We start from the raw sequence: 17,067 nt of genomic DNA, 5'->3' as shown, positions 1-17,067 counted from the left end.
CAACATGAAACCTGGCATTCACCCCGAATATCGCGAAATCGTCTTTGTAGACGTTTCCAATAACTTCAGCTTCAAGACTCGCTCCACTATGTCTACTAGAGAGACAATCAAGTGGGAAGATGGCAATGAATATCCATTAGCCAAGATCGAGACTTCATCTGAATCACACCCTTTCTACACTGGTACCCAGAAAATTATGGATACCGCTGGTCGTGTTGAGAAATTCCGTCAGAAATTCGGTACTAAGGCTGTTGCTAAAGCTACCGGTGATGGTGCTGCTAAAACAGCTGAGAAAAAAGCTGCTGCTGCAGAAGCTAAAGCTGCTGAAAAGCCAGCTAAGAAGAAGGCTTAAACCACTTCTATTCGCGGGGTATGTTAAATACCTGCTCTGCGAGATAATTAAGGCAGCGTTTGCTGCCTTTTTTATTTTGAACTTCACCCATGGTCAAACTTACTGCCGCTGCCACTAAATCTATTCCGCGCATTATTATTTTTGCGCTGACCTTAGTTTATGGTTTTGCTGGCCTCTTCTTTCGGGACCCCTGGAAGAATGAGGATGCCATTGGGTTTGGTGGCATGTGGACACTATTTCGCGGTAACTCCTTAGACTGGATGGTTCCCCACTTAGCTGGACGCGATATCTCTCTTGGTGCACCCTTGCCTTATTGGATGGGCGCCACCCTCATTGAGTGGTTTGGTCCATTTATTGGCGCCGCTAATGCTGCACGCTTATACGCCGCCATCTGCTTCTTCTCTGCTGCACTAGCAATTTGGTATGCCACCTATTTATTAGGTCGTCGTCGTGAAGTGCAGCCGATGGCATTAGCGGTTGGTGGTCAGCCTGATTTAAAGAGCTACGGCATGACCTTAGCTGATGGTGCGCTGCTCATTTTCTTGGCATGCGTAGGTCTAGCGCAACGCGCCCATGAAACAACACCAATGATGGCGCAGCTCATGGGTATTAGCATCGTGCTATATGGCACAGTGCGCGGCTTAGATAAACCTTGGCAAGGTGGTTTTTGGACTGGCCTTGGTATTGCCATCGTCGCCCTATCAAGCAATCTCACACTCAGCTTAATCATTGTTACCTCCACCATCATTGCAGTCATTGCTAGCAATGCGAAGTTACGCTTTCGTTGGACGCTGACTAGCACCGTTTTAGGTTTAATCGGTTTTGCGATTTGGCCGCTGATTTGGTATCTAGCCGATCTGCCAGCGCAATGGCGTCATATCGCTGAAGAAGGCTGGCGCAATGTACCGGAAATGCGCGCTACTCCATCAATTGAATCACTCGGTTTCTTGAGTGTGAACTTCTGGGCTTACGCGTGGCCCGTCTGGCCGCTCGCAATCATCTCCCTTGCGCACTGGGGTCGCATTAAAGAATCGGGCGCATGGCGCGCACCCCATCTTTGCATTCCTTTGAGTTTATTCATCGGCAGCTTAATTTATGTTTTGTTCCGCCTAGAAGCAAATGAACATGACTTAATGATTTTGATTCCAAGCCTTTCGATTATTGCCGCATTTAGCCTGCCTGTTCTTAAGCGAAGCGTCATTAGCTTTATTGATTGGTTTGCAATGTTTAGCTTTACGCTGATCGCGCTAGCTATTTGGATTATTTGGCTCGCAAAAGTAACTGGCTACCCAGAATCTACGGCCGCCAATATTGCACGCCTACTACCTGGATTTACTGGTCAATTTAATGTTTTGGCCTTTATCGTTGCTCTTGCTACTACGGGTGTATGGCTGGCAGTAGTTCGCTGGAGAACTTCTCGGGCCCCGAAAGAAATCTGGCGCTGCCTCATCATCTCAGCATCAGGGACTACTTTGATGTGGGTACTGCTGATGTCTTTATGGCTGCCAACTATTAACTACGCTAAAACCTATCGTCAGGTTTCTGCGCGATTGGCGCAAGTAATCCCCGCTGGCGGTAGCTGCATAGACACGACCAATCTAGGTCCTGCACAGCTCGCCTCTTTTGAATACTTCTCCAAGCTCAATTTGCGAGATGACTCCAATTGCCCATGGATGCTAACCCACAGCCAATCCGAAGCAAAGGCATATGCAGAGCTAAATAATAAAAAGCTCACACTGCTCTGGGAAGATCGTCGCGCTGCTGACCGCGATGAACGCCTGCGTCTCTACGAAGTTATCCCGGAATAATTCGTGCTGCACTTTAAACTATCGCGCCTTCGCGAGGACATCCCCTCTTTACTAAAACTAGCCGGACCTTTATTAGTGGGGCAGCTTGCTGTGATTGCATTTGGCGTGCTCGATACTGCGATGACGGCACGTTATTCAGCCGATGATTTAGCGGCGCTGGCAATGGCATCAGCCATCTTTATCAGCATTTACGTAGGCCTCACCGGAGTGATCTCGGCGTTAGCACCAATTGCAGGACAACTCTTTGGCGCTAAACGTTTTGGAGAAATCGGCGAAGAAGTGCGGCAAGCGGCTTGGCTTGCTTTAGGTCTCACTATTTTGGGCTGCTTCATTTTGCTCAATGCAGATCACTTGCTAGCTATTTCCCGAGTCAATGATGTTATTGAAGGTAAAGCAAAGTTATATCTCAATATCCTAGCAATTGGCTTACCAGCCAGCATGGCTATGCGCGTATTGATGGCCCTACACAATGCAGTTTCACGCCCCACCGTCATCACTGTTGTACAAATTATTGGCCTAGGACTCAAGCTACCCTTAAACCTACTCTTTATTTATGGAGGCTTAGGCATAGAGGGCATGGGCGGACCAGGCTGCGCTGTAGCTACCGTCATCATTAACTGGTCTTGGCTACTCATGACTCTAGGCTTCGTTTTATTTGATCGCTTTTATAAACCATTTAAGATCTTTGCCCGCTTTAGCATGCCGGATTGGCATCGTATCTGGACATTATTAAAGCTCGGTGCACCTATTGGATTTAGTTACTTGATTGAAGTAACCTCTTTCACGTTTATGTCGCTTTTTATTGCCCGCCTTGGAACTACGGCATTAGCGGGACATCAAATCGTAGCCAACATGGGAACCGTCATCTACATGGTGCCGTTATCCCTCTCCATTGCAACCATGACCTTAGTGTCACAATCTATTGGTGCCAACAAGCCCGAGCGTGCCGAAGAGATCGGTTGGTCATCTGTCTTCTTTACCACCACGCTGTGCATCATTATTGGTATCGCAGTTTGGATTTTTAGAATACAGCTATTGGATTTATACGATCCACCAGCAGAGGTGAAGATGTTCTCTATCCCCCTCTTCTTATTTATTGCCTTCTATCAAGTATTTGATGCTCTTCAAGTTACCGCGGCATTTATTCTGCGGGCCTATCGCATTGCTTTTTTACCGATGGTGATTTATGCAGGCTCACTCTGGGGCGTAGGCCTTGGTGGCGGCTACCTCATGGGCTTTAATATATTTGGCAATACACCGGCATTCCTACAGGGCGCCAATGGCTTTTGGGCTGGCAACAGCTTAAGTCTAGGCTTAGCTGCGTGCTTTTTGCTCTATCTCTTTAGAAGAACGGCGGAGCGCTATGAGAAGACGCATCCGCCGGTACAGGTTTAAGGCAAACTACTTTGAGTCCCTTACTTATAGACCTTCAAAGTGGAGGCATCGTCATTTAAACGGGTTTTGAGGTTACGCAACTGCCCTGCCGAACCAGGATTGTTAGTAATAAAGTTTTGATCAGCCAAATGCTTGCGTACATCCTCAGCCAAATCCAATGAAGCCAACTTCATTAACTTTGCATTACTTGGTTTATATCCAGTGTCTCTGCCATCGATTTGGACGTCCTTACCTTCACCAGAAGCTACAAATGACGCAACGATTTGCGTTGTCTTGGTGTCGACGATATTAAAGTCCACCGTTACCTCAAGCGTCATCTGTTGCGAGGTAGATTTGGTTCCAGGAATATCAGATACGTTATCCGTGCTAGAGACTTCCGCCAACACACCGTATAAAACATAGTCTGCATCACCGAAATCGCCAGCTTTGATCCGTTTAACAATATCAAAGTACTCATCGCCTTGATTAGGGGCGGCTACGGCAGCCTTGGCTTGAACCACTTTATAGCCAGACTTAATCAACAGGCCACGAATGGGGTTGGCCAAGTAACGCAATTCTCCATACTCATTATTGGCCTGATATCCCGACTTCTTCATACTTTGAGTATTGGCGCTTGAAGAGCTGTTACTTGGAGCTGCCGTATCCGTTACAGGCGCTGCGGCTACACCTGGACTAGTAGCTGTAGGATCGGCCAAATTAGTGAACTTCACTGGGAACGCAGATGAATTTGCCCCGCCAGCAATAGCAGATGCATTGGCTTTATCCGCATCCACCTCAATAGTCTTGGGCGCAATCGCAGAAGAAATATTGCTATCTGTTGTCGTCCTAGTTTCTTCGACAAACGTTAAATTTTTTCCTTCTTTCTTAAAGTAGATATCAGTGACTGCAATTGACTTGGAATCGGCCTTTAGGGCCTCAGCACTGATTACGGGATTTTTGGGTGGGTCTGCTGGAACTTGGCCAATATACGCAGATTCGACGAGAGCAGGCGGCTTGCTAGCACAGCCAGCCAAAAAAACTAGGCTCATACCCGCACAAGCTAATAATATTTTATTCATGTGTTGCTCAATTCATTATGGTGTTGAGTTGCGTATTAGCGTGTAGCAGTCTTACGAATCTCTTTTTCATCAGCCCACTCGAGCAAACCGGATTCGTTGTTAATGAGGTTGAGATTAAATACGTAATAAACGTCTTTCACATCCTTGGTGTTTTTGACAATAGAAGCAATCGATCCTTCGATACGATACTGAGCGCCCTGCATATTGCCCGTCTTGGCAATCGTGCTGTTCTTATATAAACCTGACTGATTTTGACGCTTGAGCTCTTCAGTCTGATTTTGCATTTCAGAAACACTCACTGCGAATCGCACTTGACCGCTCTTCATTAACTGCGTGCGGATCTTATCGGTAATTACACGCGTATCGATATATTCAGAAGTCTTATTCTTCACATCTGCAAGCGTCACAATAGGCGCATCTTTACTTCCAGAGATAGCCTTAGACTGGAGCAGTGATCTTGTCATTGCCTCGGCAATCATCTGTAGATCAGTTGATCCATAGTTTGCATTAACGGTCTCTACCGCCTTCGCATCGCCGTAACGAACCTGCGGTCCTGAGCATGCAGCAAGCGCTGCTACTGATAATGCAATAGCAGATAAGCGAATAGTTTTAGTGTTCATGATCATCCTTAATAAGCCTAAATCTTTTAAATATTAAATAGTTAATTGATTTTTATTTGTATTGATTTAATTCAAAACGAAAGTCAGTAGCATCTGGCGTTGGGGCGATTCCCATGATAACGGTCGACTGCCCCTTACCTACTGTTACAGGCTTCCACGGCTCCTCATCTGTTACCGCCATGCCGTTTTTACCAATCCACTTAAATCGATAAGACACGAGATTGGATTTGCTGTCATTCTGTATGGTTACCTGCGCTGTCAATACGCCATTGCGCATCAAACTACGCATATCAGCAATTTGAATGCCATCCGTATCACCCGTGCGTACCGTCATGTCCTTCATGGATGGCGTTGAGCTACATGCGGCAAGAGCAAGTGCCGTCATCAGGATTGCGAGGTATTTTTTCATCTGGGTCTTTCCTAATTAAAAAGCTGCTGAAAGCTATTCAACAGATTGGGTGGCTCGTAAGGCTTCACCCCTTCCATATTACCGCTAGCGGGGATAGTGTTGGGGGTGGAATTGGGGGTCGGGTTTGAGATAGGCGCCGCAGGTACGGGGGTTGCCTGTGTCGCTACTGGGGTGGTTATTACCGCTGCTGAAGCAGGCTCTTCGGGCTGCGGATCCTGAAAGCCTCCCCATAGTTTCTTAAAGCCTGCAAATGCACCCTCAGATGGTTTAGGTTCAAGGAGAGCGGGGTGTGAGCTTACTGGCGAGATGACGGCTGGAGATGCGACTATTGGAGTGCTAACAACCGGATCTTTGGGAGGAAGCGCAGTAGGATCATTCGAGGTCAGTACAGCTGCCCTATTTCTAAACATGCGGATATAAACCACGTTGTACCCGCCTACTAAATTAACCGTTTGAGATGCGGTTACGCCAGATGGCAAAGTGTATTTCAGAACAGTTGGTCCAATCGGCAAACCCATTCTGGCCATGTATGTTTGCGCGGGCAAAGTTGACCAATGACGCACATCAGTCACATTGATTGCTTGTAAGCTATATCCCGTAATCATTCCTGCAATCGCGCCAATTAGAGCAGCGCTACCATTGTTCTGATTGTTCTGATTATTCTGGCTTCGCTTGTTAGCCGCTTGCTGGGCGGCTCGATCCGCTGCATATTGCGCGGCTAGAGAGACTAAGGCTCTAGAGGATGCTCTTAAAACATAGGCTGGCATCTCATCACGCAAGTTCTTGCGAGCCATAGCATCAATATTGGCAACCAACTCTGGATTAGCCACCTTATCGCCTAACTGAACCATGGTTGGCCTGAAACGCTCAGTAGATTTTTCGATGACCGGAAAAGTTAAGGTAACCAACTTTGGGTTACCGCCCAGATTAAAAGACTGGCTGATTTGATAAGGAATAATTTTGGGCATGTAACCTGTATCAACAATAATCAAGGTATCAGCAAACGCTTTTTTGCCTTGATTGGCAATATTGGAGTCCAACTTAGCAATACTGGTTTTAAAGAAGTTGACTTGTGGTCGCAACTCAATTGCCAAGCGATAACCTGGCGCAGCTAGACTTGCCTCTCCTTGTGACTCGTGAATAAAACCAGACAGGTAATACGCTGCAGGATTCTGATACGAGTTCTTAAGGCTACGGGTTTCCTCGTCATCCAATAGATTGATTGGGTAACCGCTAATACTTTCAATACGACTAGATGCACCTTGAGTATTGGGATTATTTTGCTGCTCCTGCTCTACCTTGGAGACTGCGGCCACCCTACTCTGTATCAACTCCTCAATAACCTTTTCACGCTGCGCCATCTTTTTGGCTTCCACCATGGCATCATTCCAGCGTCCTTGAGAGATGTGGTTTAAAGCGATGGTTTGGCTTAATAGACTCACTTCATAAGGTTTAGGGTCATACTCACTACTGAAACCTTCAGACAAAACGTAACCACTTGCTCCTGAAAAAGAGCGTCTGAGTTTGTCGCTGGTAGTCGCCTCCCAACGACTGACTAATTGATCTGCAGCTAATAGGTTTTGGGTGCTATTGGGAATCTGAGCGGGACCTTGCAGTCTTTGTACCTCGCCCAGCTCCATGTAATACAGGGTATTTTTATCCTTGAAGGCGCCCTGAATGGCCGCCGTCGTATTTTGCAGATCACCATTTTTAAACTGCTCTTTGGACTCATTCATCTTGATTTGCTGAGTCTGCGTAGCGCAACCGACCAACAAACAGACAGTCAAAGTCACGCCGAATTTAGAAATGTCTAATGCTGAAAATTTAGGCAAATTGAGGGGTTTATGAAAAAGAGGAAAAAATGAAGACCACATACCTTTAACGCTTAAAAATAGGCTTGGGCTGACAAGAAAATAGGGGTTTATTACTCTAATTTTGCACCTGATTGCTGTACTACCTTGCCCCATTTGCTTGCCTCGGAGGCAATCAACTTAGAAAGGTCTTTTGGGCTACCTGGAGCGGGGTCCAGGCCACCAGCCAAGAGCTTGGATTTGACATTGGGATTGCTCAAAGTTTGGCGCACCATTTGATTTAAGCGTTTTTGGATATCAGGCGGAAGGTTTGCTGGTGCCATCAATGAAAACCAAGATACAGCCTCAAAACCGGCCAAACCTTGCTCAGCTAGAGTGGGAATCTCAGGGGCGGCATGTGAGCGCTTCAGTGTAGTCACTCCCAAGGCCTGAACCTCTCCAGCCTTAATCAAGGCTAAGGAAGAGGAAAGATTGTCAAAAAGCATAGAAATGCGACCACTGAGTAAGTCAGGTAAAGATTGCGCTCGTCCCTTATAAGGAATGTGACGGATTTGAACACCTGCTATTTGTTTAAACAATTCACCTGACATGTGCAAAGAAGTGCCAACGCCTGATGAGCCAAAAGTCAATTGGTCTGGCTTGGCTTTTGCTAGCTCAATTAACTCATGAAGATTGTTAACGCCTAATTTCTTATTCACAATTAATACATTTGGTGTGCTTGCTAAAAAGCTAATGGGTGTGAAATCCTTCGCGGGATCGTATGAAATCTTTTCATACAGCGCACCATTAATCGCATGAATGCCTACCGTACCAATTAATAAGGTATAGCCATCTGGATCACTCTTAGCAACGAGATCAGCGCCAATATTACCGCCATAGCCTGGGCGATTCTCGACCAGCACTGGTACACCCAAGTTTTGCTGCCAATCTTCCGCTAAAACGCGCGCCAATATATCTGGAGCACCACCGGGGGTAAAGGTTACAACGATGCGAATTGCTTGTTTTGGCCAGGTATTGTTTTTCTGGGATGTACTTTGCGCATGAACACTAAAGCCAATAACCCACAACACAGAAATAAAGAGAAAGCTCTTCAGAACTTTAGAGAATGGCATGCTCAAAATGTAGAACTAGACCGGAAGGTCTAGGTTAAAAACCAAAGCGAGAGCGTAGCCACAACCAGCCCTCATACCTCACTGGGTCATCAGCGCAGGGGCCGATACCGCATTCCAAGAGTGTAGATACGAGATTGCCAAAAACCAAGAGAACGAATGCAATGACAAGGGCGTTAGCAAACCATGAGCGAGAGCGAACTTCACGGTTAGGTAGCATTAATAGCACCGCAAGACCCATTAATAGTCCCATATAGCCAACATAAGCCCAGGTATAAAAATGCAACTCCAAAAATGTTTTTCCAAATCCTTTATCACCCGGCAGAATATGCAAGAACACCTGACGAAGAGAAACCATCATACCAACCAAGCCGCCAATGATGCCCCATCCGTAATGGGATGAATAAGCACCACAACGAATATTGAGCACCAAAGCAAAACCAATAATCACAAATCCAACGCGCTGCATTAAGCACAAAGGACAAGGCAACTCACCAAAGTAGAGCTGATCTACAAAGGCATATGACAGCATGCCTACAACGGCTAGCAATGCAAGCTGATTACCAAGCGCGGCTAGAGAGGGTAGAGAATGTTTACTCACAATCAATTACAGACTGATGTTGAGATGGTCAGTTGCATGAAAACGGAACCAAACCAGAAGAATGGCAACGGTAATCGCCAAAACTGTCAAACCTGCAAGACGCTTCTCAAACCAGACTAAAACAAGTCCGATAAAAGCCGTCAGAAAAGGTAGAAACATATACATAAGGGAATTCTAGCGCAGGACTCTTAGAGTAGGGGTAATTCCATAAATTCAGGGCTTTGGGAAAGGGCTTATGTTTAGAATGGGCTCATGATTACCAGCCCCTCCCCTCCCTGCTTAGATCTACAGATTGATGGGAATATGGCACGGGTTGTTTTTAATCACCCCGCCGCTCGTAATGCCCTCACTTGGCCAATGTATGAAGAGCTCAAAAGGATTTGCGACTCCTTAGCTAATAATCCTGAAATTCGAGTGGTCATCTTGCGAGGGGCAGGAGATAAAGCATTTGTTTCTGGAAGTGATATTCAGCAATTTGTTGATCTCAAAGAGAATGAAGCATATGAAGTTGCTGTTGATCATATTTTCTCCTCACTGCAACAACTGCCGATGCCGACTATTGCCATGATTGAAGGTTTAGCAGTCGGCAGCGGTCTGTTGATGGCCACTTTCTGTGACTTTCGGATCTCGACGCCGAATGCCCGTTTCGGTATACCGGTAGCCAAGACCTTGGGGAATTGCTTATCGCCAAGTAATTTATCTTGGCTTGCGGCTCACCTAGGAACTCCAACAGTGAAGAAAATGCTTCTGACTGCGGAACTTATTAAGGCACCAGAATTATTAGCTTCAGGCTACCTCTATCAAACGGCAGAGCCTGCAGAAATCGAATCTGTTACCAATGCGCTCGCTCAAAAATTAGCGACCCTTGCTCCCATCACACAAAAAGCCAGCAAGCTGACATTGGCACGCTTACTCCAAAGCAATCTTCCAGACTGCACAGATCTGATGCGAGAAACCTATAACAGCAAGGACTTTAGAGGGGGTGTGAACGCTTTCTTAGAAGGTCGTTCGCCTCAGTGGAATGGGGAATAAGTAAGGCTGCTGGACTAGCTTTTAGAGTTTAAAAACTCCACCACGATTTTCAGGAACTGATCGGGCACCTCAACGTGAGGTACGTGCCCCACATTTTCAACTGGCACTAGCTTTGCATTCGGAATAGCTGCTTGCGCTTTCTTACCTAACTCTGGAAAGTTGCCCAAGGACTTCACTGCCTCTGGTGGGGCAAAGCGTCGACCAAATACTGTACGGTCTTTTTGGCCAATCACCAATAACACCGGCATCTTTAATTGTGGCAAATCATTGACCACTGGTTTTTCAGCAATCATTTGGTAAGTCAGCACTGAAGTCTTTGCATAGGCCGGATAGTCTGGACCTTTTTGCACGCGCACATAGACCTCTACAAACTTTTCATAAGCAGGCTGCCAGTTTGGAAAATAACTTTGCAGAAAGCGGCGATAACTCGCTTCAGTCTGAGCCATCTCTAGCTTAAGCAAATCGTCATTCTGTTGCGGAGGGATGTCTTTGCTGTAATCCTCAAGTCCTAAAGGGTTCTCCAATACTAGCTTTTGGACAGTTTGTGGGTATAAGCGCGCAAAACGAATACCTACCATGCCGCCCATGGAGTTCGCTATGACTGAAACCTGCTTAATATTGAGGGACTTCAGTAAGTCTTGCGTATTGGCAGCTAAATCATCAAAGTGGTATGCCACATCTGGCTTAGAAGACTTTCCGAAGCCAATCTGATCAGGAGCAATCACACGATAGCCGGCCTTTGAAAGGCCTGCAATAGTGAAGGACCAATAATCACTGGAGAAATTCTTGCCATGAAATAACACCACCACACCCTTTTGCTTGCCTAAGGCCGCAACATCCATATACATCATACTTGCTGCTTGCCCCTGTAAAGAAGTTTTAAATTCTTTGAGTGGGTACGGGTAAGGCCATTTGCTGATTCGCAAATCTAAAGGAGCTGCATCAGCATAAAGACTGGCAGGTGGAGTTGATGAGGTCTTCTCAGTATTAGCACATGAAACCAAAAAAACCGATGCAACTAACGTTGCACTAATCAGCAATACTTTCTTGAGAAAACTTGTCATCAATCCGACTTTCTTTTTGATTTAAAGAATTTTTGTTTTTAAGTTTGGTAAACCGGCAACACTACCTTCAAGTACATCCCCTTTTTTAACTGGGCCAACACCTGCTGGCGTACCGGAGAAAATTAAGTCACCTGGTTCCAAGGTAAATAAGGTAGATAAATAAGCAATCGTGTCAGGCACATTCCAAATCAACTGATTGAGATCGCCCTCTTGACGAACTTCACCATTCACTAAGAGCTTAACGGCGCCTTTGGCAGGATGACCGCACTGACTGGCTGGTGTGATCTCACCGCAAGGGGCAGATTGATCAAATGCTTTGCCGGTATCCCAAGGGCGGCCCATCTTCTTTGCCTCACCTTGAAGATCGCGCCGAGTCATATCCAGACCAACTCCGTAACCATAGACATGCTCCAAGGCTTTTTCTGCAGTGATATTTGCGCCGCCTTTACCAATAGCGACCACCATTTCAATTTCGTGGTGAACATCCTTTGATAAATTTGGGTAAGCAATATCTTTGCCATCAGTCACAATTGAATTAGCAGGCTTCATAAAGAAGAATGGTGGCTCTCGATCAGGATCATGGCCCATCTCTCGTGCATGATCGGCGTAGTTTCTACCAACGCAGTAAATACGATTCACGGCGAAGCGACGAGTATCGCCAGTCACAGGCAATGAAATCACTGGAGGTGGATCAATCACAAATGCTGAAGACATAAAAACCTTTCGAAGAATTTTAATGAATGAGTGCTTTATTTCCGATATTTAGAAGTATGACGCAATTTCAACAATAAGATGCTGAGCGCCAAGGCAAAGGTGAGAGCATTGGCCAAAATGAGGGGCCACTTTTCAATAATGAGGCCATAAACCAGCCACAAACCCACCCCCGCAGTAAATAAGGAGTACATCCCGAGGGAGATACCCGATAGGTCTTTGGTGCGCCAAGACTGTATCGCCTGCGGCAAAAAGGCAATAGTAGTCAAGAATGCGGCGCAATATCCAATAATCTCGATTTGATGGGACTCAAGGTTCATTTCTTCATTGTAATAAGGGAAATTTGCAGTTCATTGACGCAGCGCATGAATTTTTAATCTGTAGATAATAGAAAATCGTGACTCAACCCGCCATTAAAAATACAAAATGAGACAACATCTAATTAGAGGCTTTGGCCTACTCCTTTGCAGTAGCCTGATCACCACTCCACTATTGGCGCAAACCAATAGCTCTGCTATTAAAAACTATCCCGACAAACCTATTAGGCTAGTCATTCCATACCCACCAGGTGGTGCTACTGATGTGATTGGTCGCATCATAGCGCAAGAGCTCTCCAAGTCACTAAACCAGCAGGTAGTTCCCGATAATCGCGCAGGCGATAGCGGCAATATTGGTGCGGATATGGTTGCCAAGTCCCCTGCTGATGGCTATACGCTCTTAATGGGGGCTCTCACTTCACACTCTATCAACGCAAATCTTGATAAAGATAGGATTCGATACAACCTCGAAAAAGATTTCACACCAGTTGACGTGGTGGGAGTGGTACCTCTGGTGTTTGTAGTGAACCCTTCAGTCCCCGTAAAGAATATGAAAGAGTTCATTGCCTACGCAAAAGCCAACCCAGGCAAGCTCACGTTCGCATCATCTGGAGCTGGTGCGCCACAACGCCTTGCAATGGAAATGTTTCGCTATCAACTTGGTTTAGATTTATTGCATGTGCCTTACAAAGGCAGCGGCCCTGCAATGACTGATCTAGTGGGCGGTCAAGTACTCACGATGTCTGAAACAGTTCCAGCAGCCCTACAATTTATTCAAGCAGGTCAATTAAGACCTCTAGCCGTGACAACCGCTAAACGCATTAGTCAGTTGCCGGATGTACCTACCGTCACCGAAGCTACAGGTCTGCCTAACTTTGATGTTGTAAGTATGTTTGGTATTTTGGCTCCTGCAGGAACTCCTAAGCCAATCATCGATAAACTCAGCGCAGATATCAAGGTTATTTTGCAGCGCCCCGAAGTGCAAGAACGCATGCTGGCAGCAGGTGTGTATGTGAACTATCTTTCCCCAGCAGATTCCAGCAAGCGCATTACACGGGAAATGACTATGTGGAGCAAAGTTATTAAGGACGCCAACATTAAGCCTGATTAAGGCTAATCGCGTTAATTTAATGGAATGGAAAAAATCGCTTTAAGCGTTAACGAATCCGTGCTGTTAGAGAAGCCCTTACCTACCCCAGCCTGAAAAGAAAGTGGTTTGCCTTCGTAGTACATCATCAAGAATCCCAATTGTTGGGTATTTTGGTAGTTGATGGGCTGACCAAGTTGATTCAGGTTGGAGTAATACTCTACCCCAAGCGCTAACTCAGGTGTCACCTCTCTAGATAAACGAGTTGCCGTGGAAAAATAAGGCGACTGATTTACGTAGGGTTGCGAGAGCGGCATATCTACAACCGGATTAAATGAGAAAAGCCACTCATCAAAATGCTTGCCGACAATGAAACGCATTTCACTGTTGTATCGAGATTCCTCAAACTGCGGTTGTACGTTAGCTAACTCTAGGTTTGCACCTGCAAAGAAAGAATCTCCTTTGTCTTCGCGTATTGGTAGCCATTTCATGCGGACCTTAGTCGCCGCATATTGAAACTTGTTGTCATAGTTCACGTAAGAGATGTATAGGCCAGCCTCTAGATCGTGGCCTAAGCCATAAGCAAACTCTGGAGTAACCCGCACACCATTGTTATTCATCACCTCTCCTGGATAGGAGGGATTTTGAATGCCTCGGGGAGTACTGTTTAAATGCACCTCTAGACTAGCTTCACCCTTGGCATTAATTTCGTCATCGTAGACCTGAATTTCATCCTGCAGGACCGCCATACTGACAGACGGCGAGAGGGTTAATACAGTTAACAGCAGCCCCTGGATAAGTGCTGTCTTGAAGGGGCGGGCTAGCATCTGCATGATGCGTGAGTTTAACAAGAATTAGGGTTTTTTGACGCGCTCACTCCATAGCTGCCATGGGCGTTCAATGGTTTTCTCAATCGTTTCCTGCGAAGCGATGGCCTCACCAGGACTAAGGTACTGCACCTGCCCCATCTTGATTGCTTCAGACTGAATGCTTGCGTTCTGAATGGCGTATATCGTCCTAAAGACTGCTTTCTTAATGGAGTCCGCTCCCGCAGCATATCCGTGGCCGCGCATCAAAACAAAATATTGCAAACCCATAGTTTTGGATAAAGCATCACCCAAGTCTCCATTGCTAACAAACATGTCCGTATCGGGATTCGGCTTAGCAAAATTTCGGATTTCGAAAACCGGTGCACCCTCACCCAAAAAGGCACTCATGTGATAGACGGGCTTGAGTGTTGTGCCTGTTAAGCCGTATGGCAGGATAGGTGCAGCATGACCGTGAATAACCGAATTAATATCGGGGCGATTTTTCAGAATGCCGCTATGAATAAAGCGTTCACCATAAGCCACTCGTGTATCGCCGTTTAAAGCTTTGCCATTCATATCAAATTCCATGATGTCTTCAACTTTGACAACGGATGGCGCAACACTTCTTGCGAGAAAGAAGGTATTAGGATTGGCAGGGTTACGAACACTAATGTGACCATAGCCATCTACAGCATTTTGGTCATACAAAATATGATTCGCAAGAACAAGCTCTTCAATCGCTGTTTTCACTGCTGGATTTTGATCCCTCTGCTCCTGAACAGTTGCGGCATGCGCTTGGGAAAAAAGCAGAATCAGAAAAGAAGAAAGGAATTGTTTTTTCATTATTCAACTTTGCCAATTTTTCTCACAACCTCGCCCATCTGAGTAGATTCCTTATCCCAGTAGGTCTTAAATTCAGGCGCATCCATATATTGAATTGGACTTCCAGCTCCATTGATCACTGTGCGTACCCGCTCATCATTCGCAGCTTGTTTAGCAGCCTCACGGAGCTTATTGGTGATGTATTCAGGGGTTGCGCTGGGCACAAATAAACCAGCCCACTGAGAGAACTCAACCTTAACGCCCATCTCTTTAAAGCTAGGTACCTCGGGCATGCTAGCTAATCTGCCATCACCCCAATGGGCCAATGCACGTACTTTGCCCGCCTTAATTTGCTGAACAATGGAAGAAGGTCCAGTAGCGATCGCATCTACTTGGCCGCCCAATAAACCCACAATCGCTGGTCCTGCACCTGTATACGGAATATGAACCATGTAGAACTTTTCTGAAGACTTGAGCATCTCCATTGGTACATGCATCGTGCCGTAATTACCCGACGATCCAAAATTATATTTACCGGGATTGGCTCGCATTGCTGCCACAAAAGATTTGTAATCTTTCCATGGGCTGTCCGCCCTCACTACCAAAACCGTTGGGTCCGCTGTAAAGCGTGCGATCGGCTTAAGTTGATTGAGTTGAAAAGATTGCTCTCTTCCCACCACTTTATCTGCCTCTGGAATAATTGAAATGGACGATAAGGCCATCAAAATCGTGTAGCCATCAGGCTTTGCTCTGGCTACTGCTGCCATGCCAATGCCACCACCAGCCCCAGCTTTATTTTCTACAATCACCGGTTGACCCAAGCTACGAGAAAGTGCCTCTGCAACCGGTCTACCGACAGTATCAGCAACGCCACCCGGCGGAAATGGCACAACCATACTGATGGGCTTTGTAGGCCAGGCTTCTGGTGCTTGAGCAATGACCCCCTGAGAGGCCAAGCAAGCACATAAAAAGGCTAAGGCAGTAGCAAATGAATATTTTTGTCTCATTTTTTGTCTCAAATACGTAAATTAGTTATTATTTATGCTCTTTATCCTACTACAAGATTCATCACAATAAACAGGGGTTAACGTAGACAAAACCCCAGCCGGAGACAGTAATCATGAGATATGCCGCATTTGTTTTAGCCAAAGAGCCTACCAAAACTCGCGTTGGAATTGTGTCTGCTGATGGCACGACAGTTCAAGAGCTCGATTTAGGCGTTGACGTTAGTGAAGATGGCATTGTTGCCATTCTCAAATCTGACCTCGCAGGCAAGCTCCCAGAACCTACTTCCACGCATGCGTTTAGCGACATCCGCCTACTCGCTCCAGTACCTAGACCGCGTCGCAATATTTTCTGCGTAGGTAAAAATTATCATGAGCACGCTAAAGAATTTTCCAACAGCGGATTTGATGGCAGCGCTAAACCAGGTGAGGATATTCCAAGCCACGCAATCTTTTTCACGAAGCCGCCCGAGTGTGTAACCGGACCCAATACTAACGTCATCATCCCCACTGCCGTATCCACCTGCATTGATTACGAAGCGGAGCTCACTATTGTTATAGGCAAAGGCGGCAAAGGCATTAGCGAAGCAGATGCTATGAAGCACGTCTGGGGTTATACCGCTATCAATGATGTGACTGCGCGTGATTGGCAGCAAAGACATAAGCAATGGTTTTTAGGAAAAAGCTTTGATACCTTCTGCCCTATGGGTCCTTGGGTCGTTACAGCAGATGAAGTCGATGCCGAAAACATCCCAGTCAAGTGCTGGGTCAATGGTGAATTACGCCAAAACTCCAATACTAAAGATCTGATTTTTGACATCCCCAATATGATCGCTACGGTCTCTGCAGGCATCACCCTCTACCCAGGAGACTTGATCGCTACCGGAACTCCAGTCGGCGTTGGCATCGGCTTTAAACCTCCTAAGTACTTAGTGAACGGCGATGTTGTAGTCGTTGAGATGGGTGGTATTGGAAAGCTTGAGAATACTTTTATTGCCGAGTAAAGCAGATTAAGTGTTTAAGAAACTTTCTAGCCACTGATAAGAAAAGCCACCCTA

19 protein-coding genes are annotated in these 17,067 nt (G+C 46.1%); 6 read left to right on the top strand and 13 right to left on the bottom strand.

Annotation, left to right across the window (positions count from 1 at the left end; all coding sequences use genetic code 11):
- Positions 1–4: 4 nt before the first annotated feature.
- The 3 genes from AOC28_RS00955 to AOC28_RS00945 all read left to right on the top strand — a co-directional run bounded on the left by AOC28_RS00955 (position 5) and on the right by AOC28_RS00945 (position 3,555).
- Entirely contained in the window at positions 5–352 is a 348-nt protein-coding gene (locus AOC28_RS00955; RefSeq protein WP_072582141.1) for a type B 50S ribosomal protein L31, read from the top strand.
- Between the two features lie 89 nt (positions 353–441).
- Positions 442–2,160, top strand: a complete 1,719-nt coding sequence (locus tag AOC28_RS00950) for a hypothetical protein (RefSeq protein WP_072582140.1) — start codon at positions 442–444, stop codon at positions 2,158–2,160.
- A 3-nt stretch (positions 2,161–2,163) separates the two neighbouring features.
- A complete protein-coding gene (locus AOC28_RS00945) occupies positions 2,164–3,555 on the top strand; it encodes an MATE family efflux transporter (protein WP_072582139.1) in 1,392 nt (463 codons plus the stop codon).
- Between the two features lie 20 nt (positions 3,556–3,575).
- Here AOC28_RS00945 and AOC28_RS00940 read toward each other — a convergent pair whose 3' ends face one another.
- From AOC28_RS00940 to AOC28_RS11365, 7 genes are all read right to left on the bottom strand, one after another.
- Positions 3,576–4,613: a hypothetical protein gene (locus AOC28_RS00940; RefSeq protein WP_072582138.1), complete on the bottom strand. Its 1,038-nt coding sequence runs from the start codon at positions 4,611–4,613 to the stop codon at positions 3,576–3,578.
- A gap of 35 nt (positions 4,614–4,648) precedes the next feature.
- Positions 4,649–5,239, bottom strand: coding sequence for a penicillin-binding protein activator LpoB (gene lpoB / locus AOC28_RS00935; RefSeq protein WP_072582137.1), 591 nt, complete (start codon positions 5,237–5,239; stop codon positions 4,649–4,651).
- Between the two features lie 46 nt (positions 5,240–5,285).
- On the bottom strand, positions 5,286–5,642 hold the full coding sequence (locus tag AOC28_RS00930; RefSeq protein WP_072582136.1) for a YcfL family protein: 357 nt from the start codon (positions 5,640–5,642) through the stop codon (positions 5,286–5,288).
- An 11-nt stretch (positions 5,643–5,653) separates the two neighbouring features.
- On the bottom strand, positions 5,654–7,474 hold the full coding sequence (locus AOC28_RS00925) for a hypothetical protein (protein ID WP_237767703.1): 1,821 nt from the start codon (positions 7,472–7,474) through the stop codon (positions 5,654–5,656).
- 92 nt (positions 7,475–7,566) lie between these two features.
- Positions 7,567–8,565, bottom strand: a complete 999-nt coding sequence (locus tag AOC28_RS00920; RefSeq protein ID WP_072582135.1) for a tripartite tricarboxylate transporter substrate binding protein — start codon at positions 8,563–8,565, stop codon at positions 7,567–7,569.
- A gap of 34 nt (positions 8,566–8,599) precedes the next feature.
- Positions 8,600–9,163, bottom strand: a complete 564-nt coding sequence (locus AOC28_RS00915) for a disulfide bond formation protein B (protein WP_072582539.1) — start codon at positions 9,161–9,163, stop codon at positions 8,600–8,602.
- A gap of 6 nt (positions 9,164–9,169) precedes the next feature.
- On the bottom strand, positions 9,170–9,328 hold the full coding sequence (locus AOC28_RS11365; RefSeq protein WP_158009030.1) for a DUF5993 family protein: 159 nt from the start codon (positions 9,326–9,328) through the stop codon (positions 9,170–9,172).
- 87 nt (positions 9,329–9,415) lie between these two features.
- Between AOC28_RS11365 and AOC28_RS00910 the strand changes: the two genes are divergently transcribed.
- Positions 9,416–10,195, top strand: a complete 780-nt coding sequence (locus AOC28_RS00910) for an enoyl-CoA hydratase/isomerase family protein (protein ID WP_072582134.1) — start codon at positions 9,416–9,418, stop codon at positions 10,193–10,195.
- Positions 10,196–10,209: 14 nt separating this feature from the next.
- Here AOC28_RS00910 and AOC28_RS00905 read toward each other — a convergent pair whose 3' ends face one another.
- Genes AOC28_RS00905 through AOC28_RS00895 form a run of 3 tightly spaced genes read right to left on the bottom strand, consistent with a single transcriptional unit; the run spans position 10,210 to position 12,290 of the window.
- The gene (locus tag AOC28_RS00905; protein ID WP_072582133.1) at positions 10,210–11,259 is read right to left on the bottom strand and encodes an alpha/beta hydrolase; all 1,050 of its coding nucleotides are present in this window, start codon (positions 11,257–11,259) and stop codon (positions 10,210–10,212) included.
- A gap of 21 nt (positions 11,260–11,280) precedes the next feature.
- Positions 11,281–11,973 (bottom strand): fumarylacetoacetate hydrolase family protein, encoded by a 693-nt coding sequence (locus AOC28_RS00900; protein WP_072582132.1) that lies wholly within the window; start codon positions 11,971–11,973, stop codon positions 11,281–11,283.
- A 35-nt stretch (positions 11,974–12,008) separates the two neighbouring features.
- Positions 12,009–12,290 (bottom strand): SemiSWEET transporter, encoded by a 282-nt coding sequence (locus AOC28_RS00895; protein WP_072582131.1) that lies wholly within the window; start codon positions 12,288–12,290, stop codon positions 12,009–12,011.
- A gap of 106 nt (positions 12,291–12,396) precedes the next feature.
- Here AOC28_RS00895 and AOC28_RS00890 point away from each other — a divergent pair, with 106 nt between their 5' ends.
- Complete coding sequence (locus AOC28_RS00890) at positions 12,397–13,398, top strand: tripartite tricarboxylate transporter substrate binding protein (RefSeq protein WP_072582130.1); 1,002 nt, start codon at positions 12,397–12,399, stop codon at positions 13,396–13,398.
- Between the two features lie 11 nt (positions 13,399–13,409).
- Here AOC28_RS00890 and AOC28_RS00885 read toward each other — a convergent pair whose 3' ends face one another.
- Genes AOC28_RS00885 through AOC28_RS00875 form a run of 3 tightly spaced genes read right to left on the bottom strand, consistent with a single transcriptional unit; the run spans position 13,410 to position 16,012 of the window.
- Positions 13,410–14,207 carry a transporter gene (locus AOC28_RS00885; protein ID WP_072582538.1) on the bottom strand — a complete coding sequence of 266 codons (798 nt, stop codon included), beginning with the start codon at positions 14,205–14,207 and terminating at the stop codon, positions 13,410–13,412.
- A 21-nt stretch (positions 14,208–14,228) separates the two neighbouring features.
- On the bottom strand, positions 14,229–15,026 hold the full coding sequence (locus AOC28_RS00880; protein WP_083564194.1) for a class II aldolase/adducin family protein: 798 nt from the start codon (positions 15,024–15,026) through the stop codon (positions 14,229–14,231).
- Positions 15,026–16,012, bottom strand: coding sequence for a tripartite tricarboxylate transporter substrate binding protein (locus AOC28_RS00875; protein WP_072582129.1), 987 nt, complete (start codon positions 16,010–16,012; stop codon positions 15,026–15,028). Before AOC28_RS00875 ends, AOC28_RS00880 begins: the two co-directional genes overlap by 1 nt.
- 113 nt (positions 16,013–16,125) lie before the next feature.
- Here AOC28_RS00875 and AOC28_RS00870 point away from each other — a divergent pair, with 113 nt between their 5' ends.
- On the top strand, positions 16,126–17,013 hold the full coding sequence (locus tag AOC28_RS00870) for a fumarylacetoacetate hydrolase family protein (protein ID WP_072582128.1): 888 nt from the start codon (positions 16,126–16,128) through the stop codon (positions 17,011–17,013).
- Positions 17,014–17,067 lie beyond the last annotated feature (54 nt).

It is taken from the genome of Polynucleobacter sp. MWH-Adler-W8, assembly GCF_001889925.1.
GTDB lineage: Bacteria > Pseudomonadota > Gammaproteobacteria > Burkholderiales > Burkholderiaceae > Polynucleobacter.
Note: the sequence above shows the minus strand (reverse complement) of the source record. Positions and strands in the feature narration are given on the sequence as shown.

Excerpts from the sequence above, each read along its gene's own strand:
- AOC28_RS00955 (WP_072582141.1), top strand. The coding sequence starts at position 5 with ATGAAACCTGGCATTCACCCCGAATATCGCGAAATCGTCTTTGTAGAC.
- AOC28_RS00950 (WP_072582140.1), top strand. The coding sequence starts at position 442 with ATGGTCAAACTTACTGCCGCTGCCACTAAATCTATTCCGCGCATTATT.
- AOC28_RS00940 (WP_072582138.1), bottom strand. The coding sequence starts at position 4,613 with ATGAATAAAATATTATTAGCTTGTGCGGGTATGAGCCTAGTTTTTTTG.
- lpoB (WP_072582137.1), bottom strand. The coding sequence starts at position 5,239 with ATGATCATGAACACTAAAACTATTCGCTTATCTGCTATTGCATTATCA.
- AOC28_RS00930 (WP_072582136.1), bottom strand. The coding sequence starts at position 5,642 with ATGAAAAAATACCTCGCAATCCTGATGACGGCACTTGCTCTTGCCGCA.
- AOC28_RS00920 (WP_072582135.1), bottom strand. The coding sequence starts at position 8,565 with ATGCCATTCTCTAAAGTTCTGAAGAGCTTTCTCTTTATTTCTGTGTTG.
- AOC28_RS11365 (WP_158009030.1), bottom strand. The coding sequence starts at position 9,328 with ATGTATATGTTTCTACCTTTTCTGACGGCTTTTATCGGACTTGTTTTA.
- AOC28_RS00910 (WP_072582134.1), top strand. The coding sequence starts at position 9,416 with ATGATTACCAGCCCCTCCCCTCCCTGCTTAGATCTACAGATTGATGGG.
- AOC28_RS00905 (WP_072582133.1), bottom strand. The coding sequence starts at position 11,259 with ATGACAAGTTTTCTCAAGAAAGTATTGCTGATTAGTGCAACGTTAGTT.
- AOC28_RS00900 (WP_072582132.1), bottom strand. The coding sequence starts at position 11,973 with ATGTCTTCAGCATTTGTGATTGATCCACCTCCAGTGATTTCATTGCCT.
- AOC28_RS00895 (WP_072582131.1), bottom strand. The coding sequence starts at position 12,290 with ATGAACCTTGAGTCCCATCAAATCGAGATTATTGGATATTGCGCCGCA.
- AOC28_RS00890 (WP_072582130.1), top strand. The coding sequence starts at position 12,397 with ATGAGACAACATCTAATTAGAGGCTTTGGCCTACTCCTTTGCAGTAGC.
- AOC28_RS00885 (WP_072582538.1), bottom strand. The coding sequence starts at position 14,207 with ATGCAGATGCTAGCCCGCCCCTTCAAGACAGCACTTATCCAGGGGCTG.
- AOC28_RS00880 (WP_083564194.1), bottom strand. The coding sequence starts at position 15,026 with ATGAAAAAACAATTCCTTTCTTCTTTTCTGATTCTGCTTTTTTCCCAA.
- AOC28_RS00875 (WP_072582129.1), bottom strand. The coding sequence starts at position 16,012 with ATGAGACAAAAATATTCATTTGCTACTGCCTTAGCCTTTTTATGTGCT.
- AOC28_RS00870 (WP_072582128.1), top strand. The coding sequence starts at position 16,126 with ATGAGATATGCCGCATTTGTTTTAGCCAAAGAGCCTACCAAAACTCGC.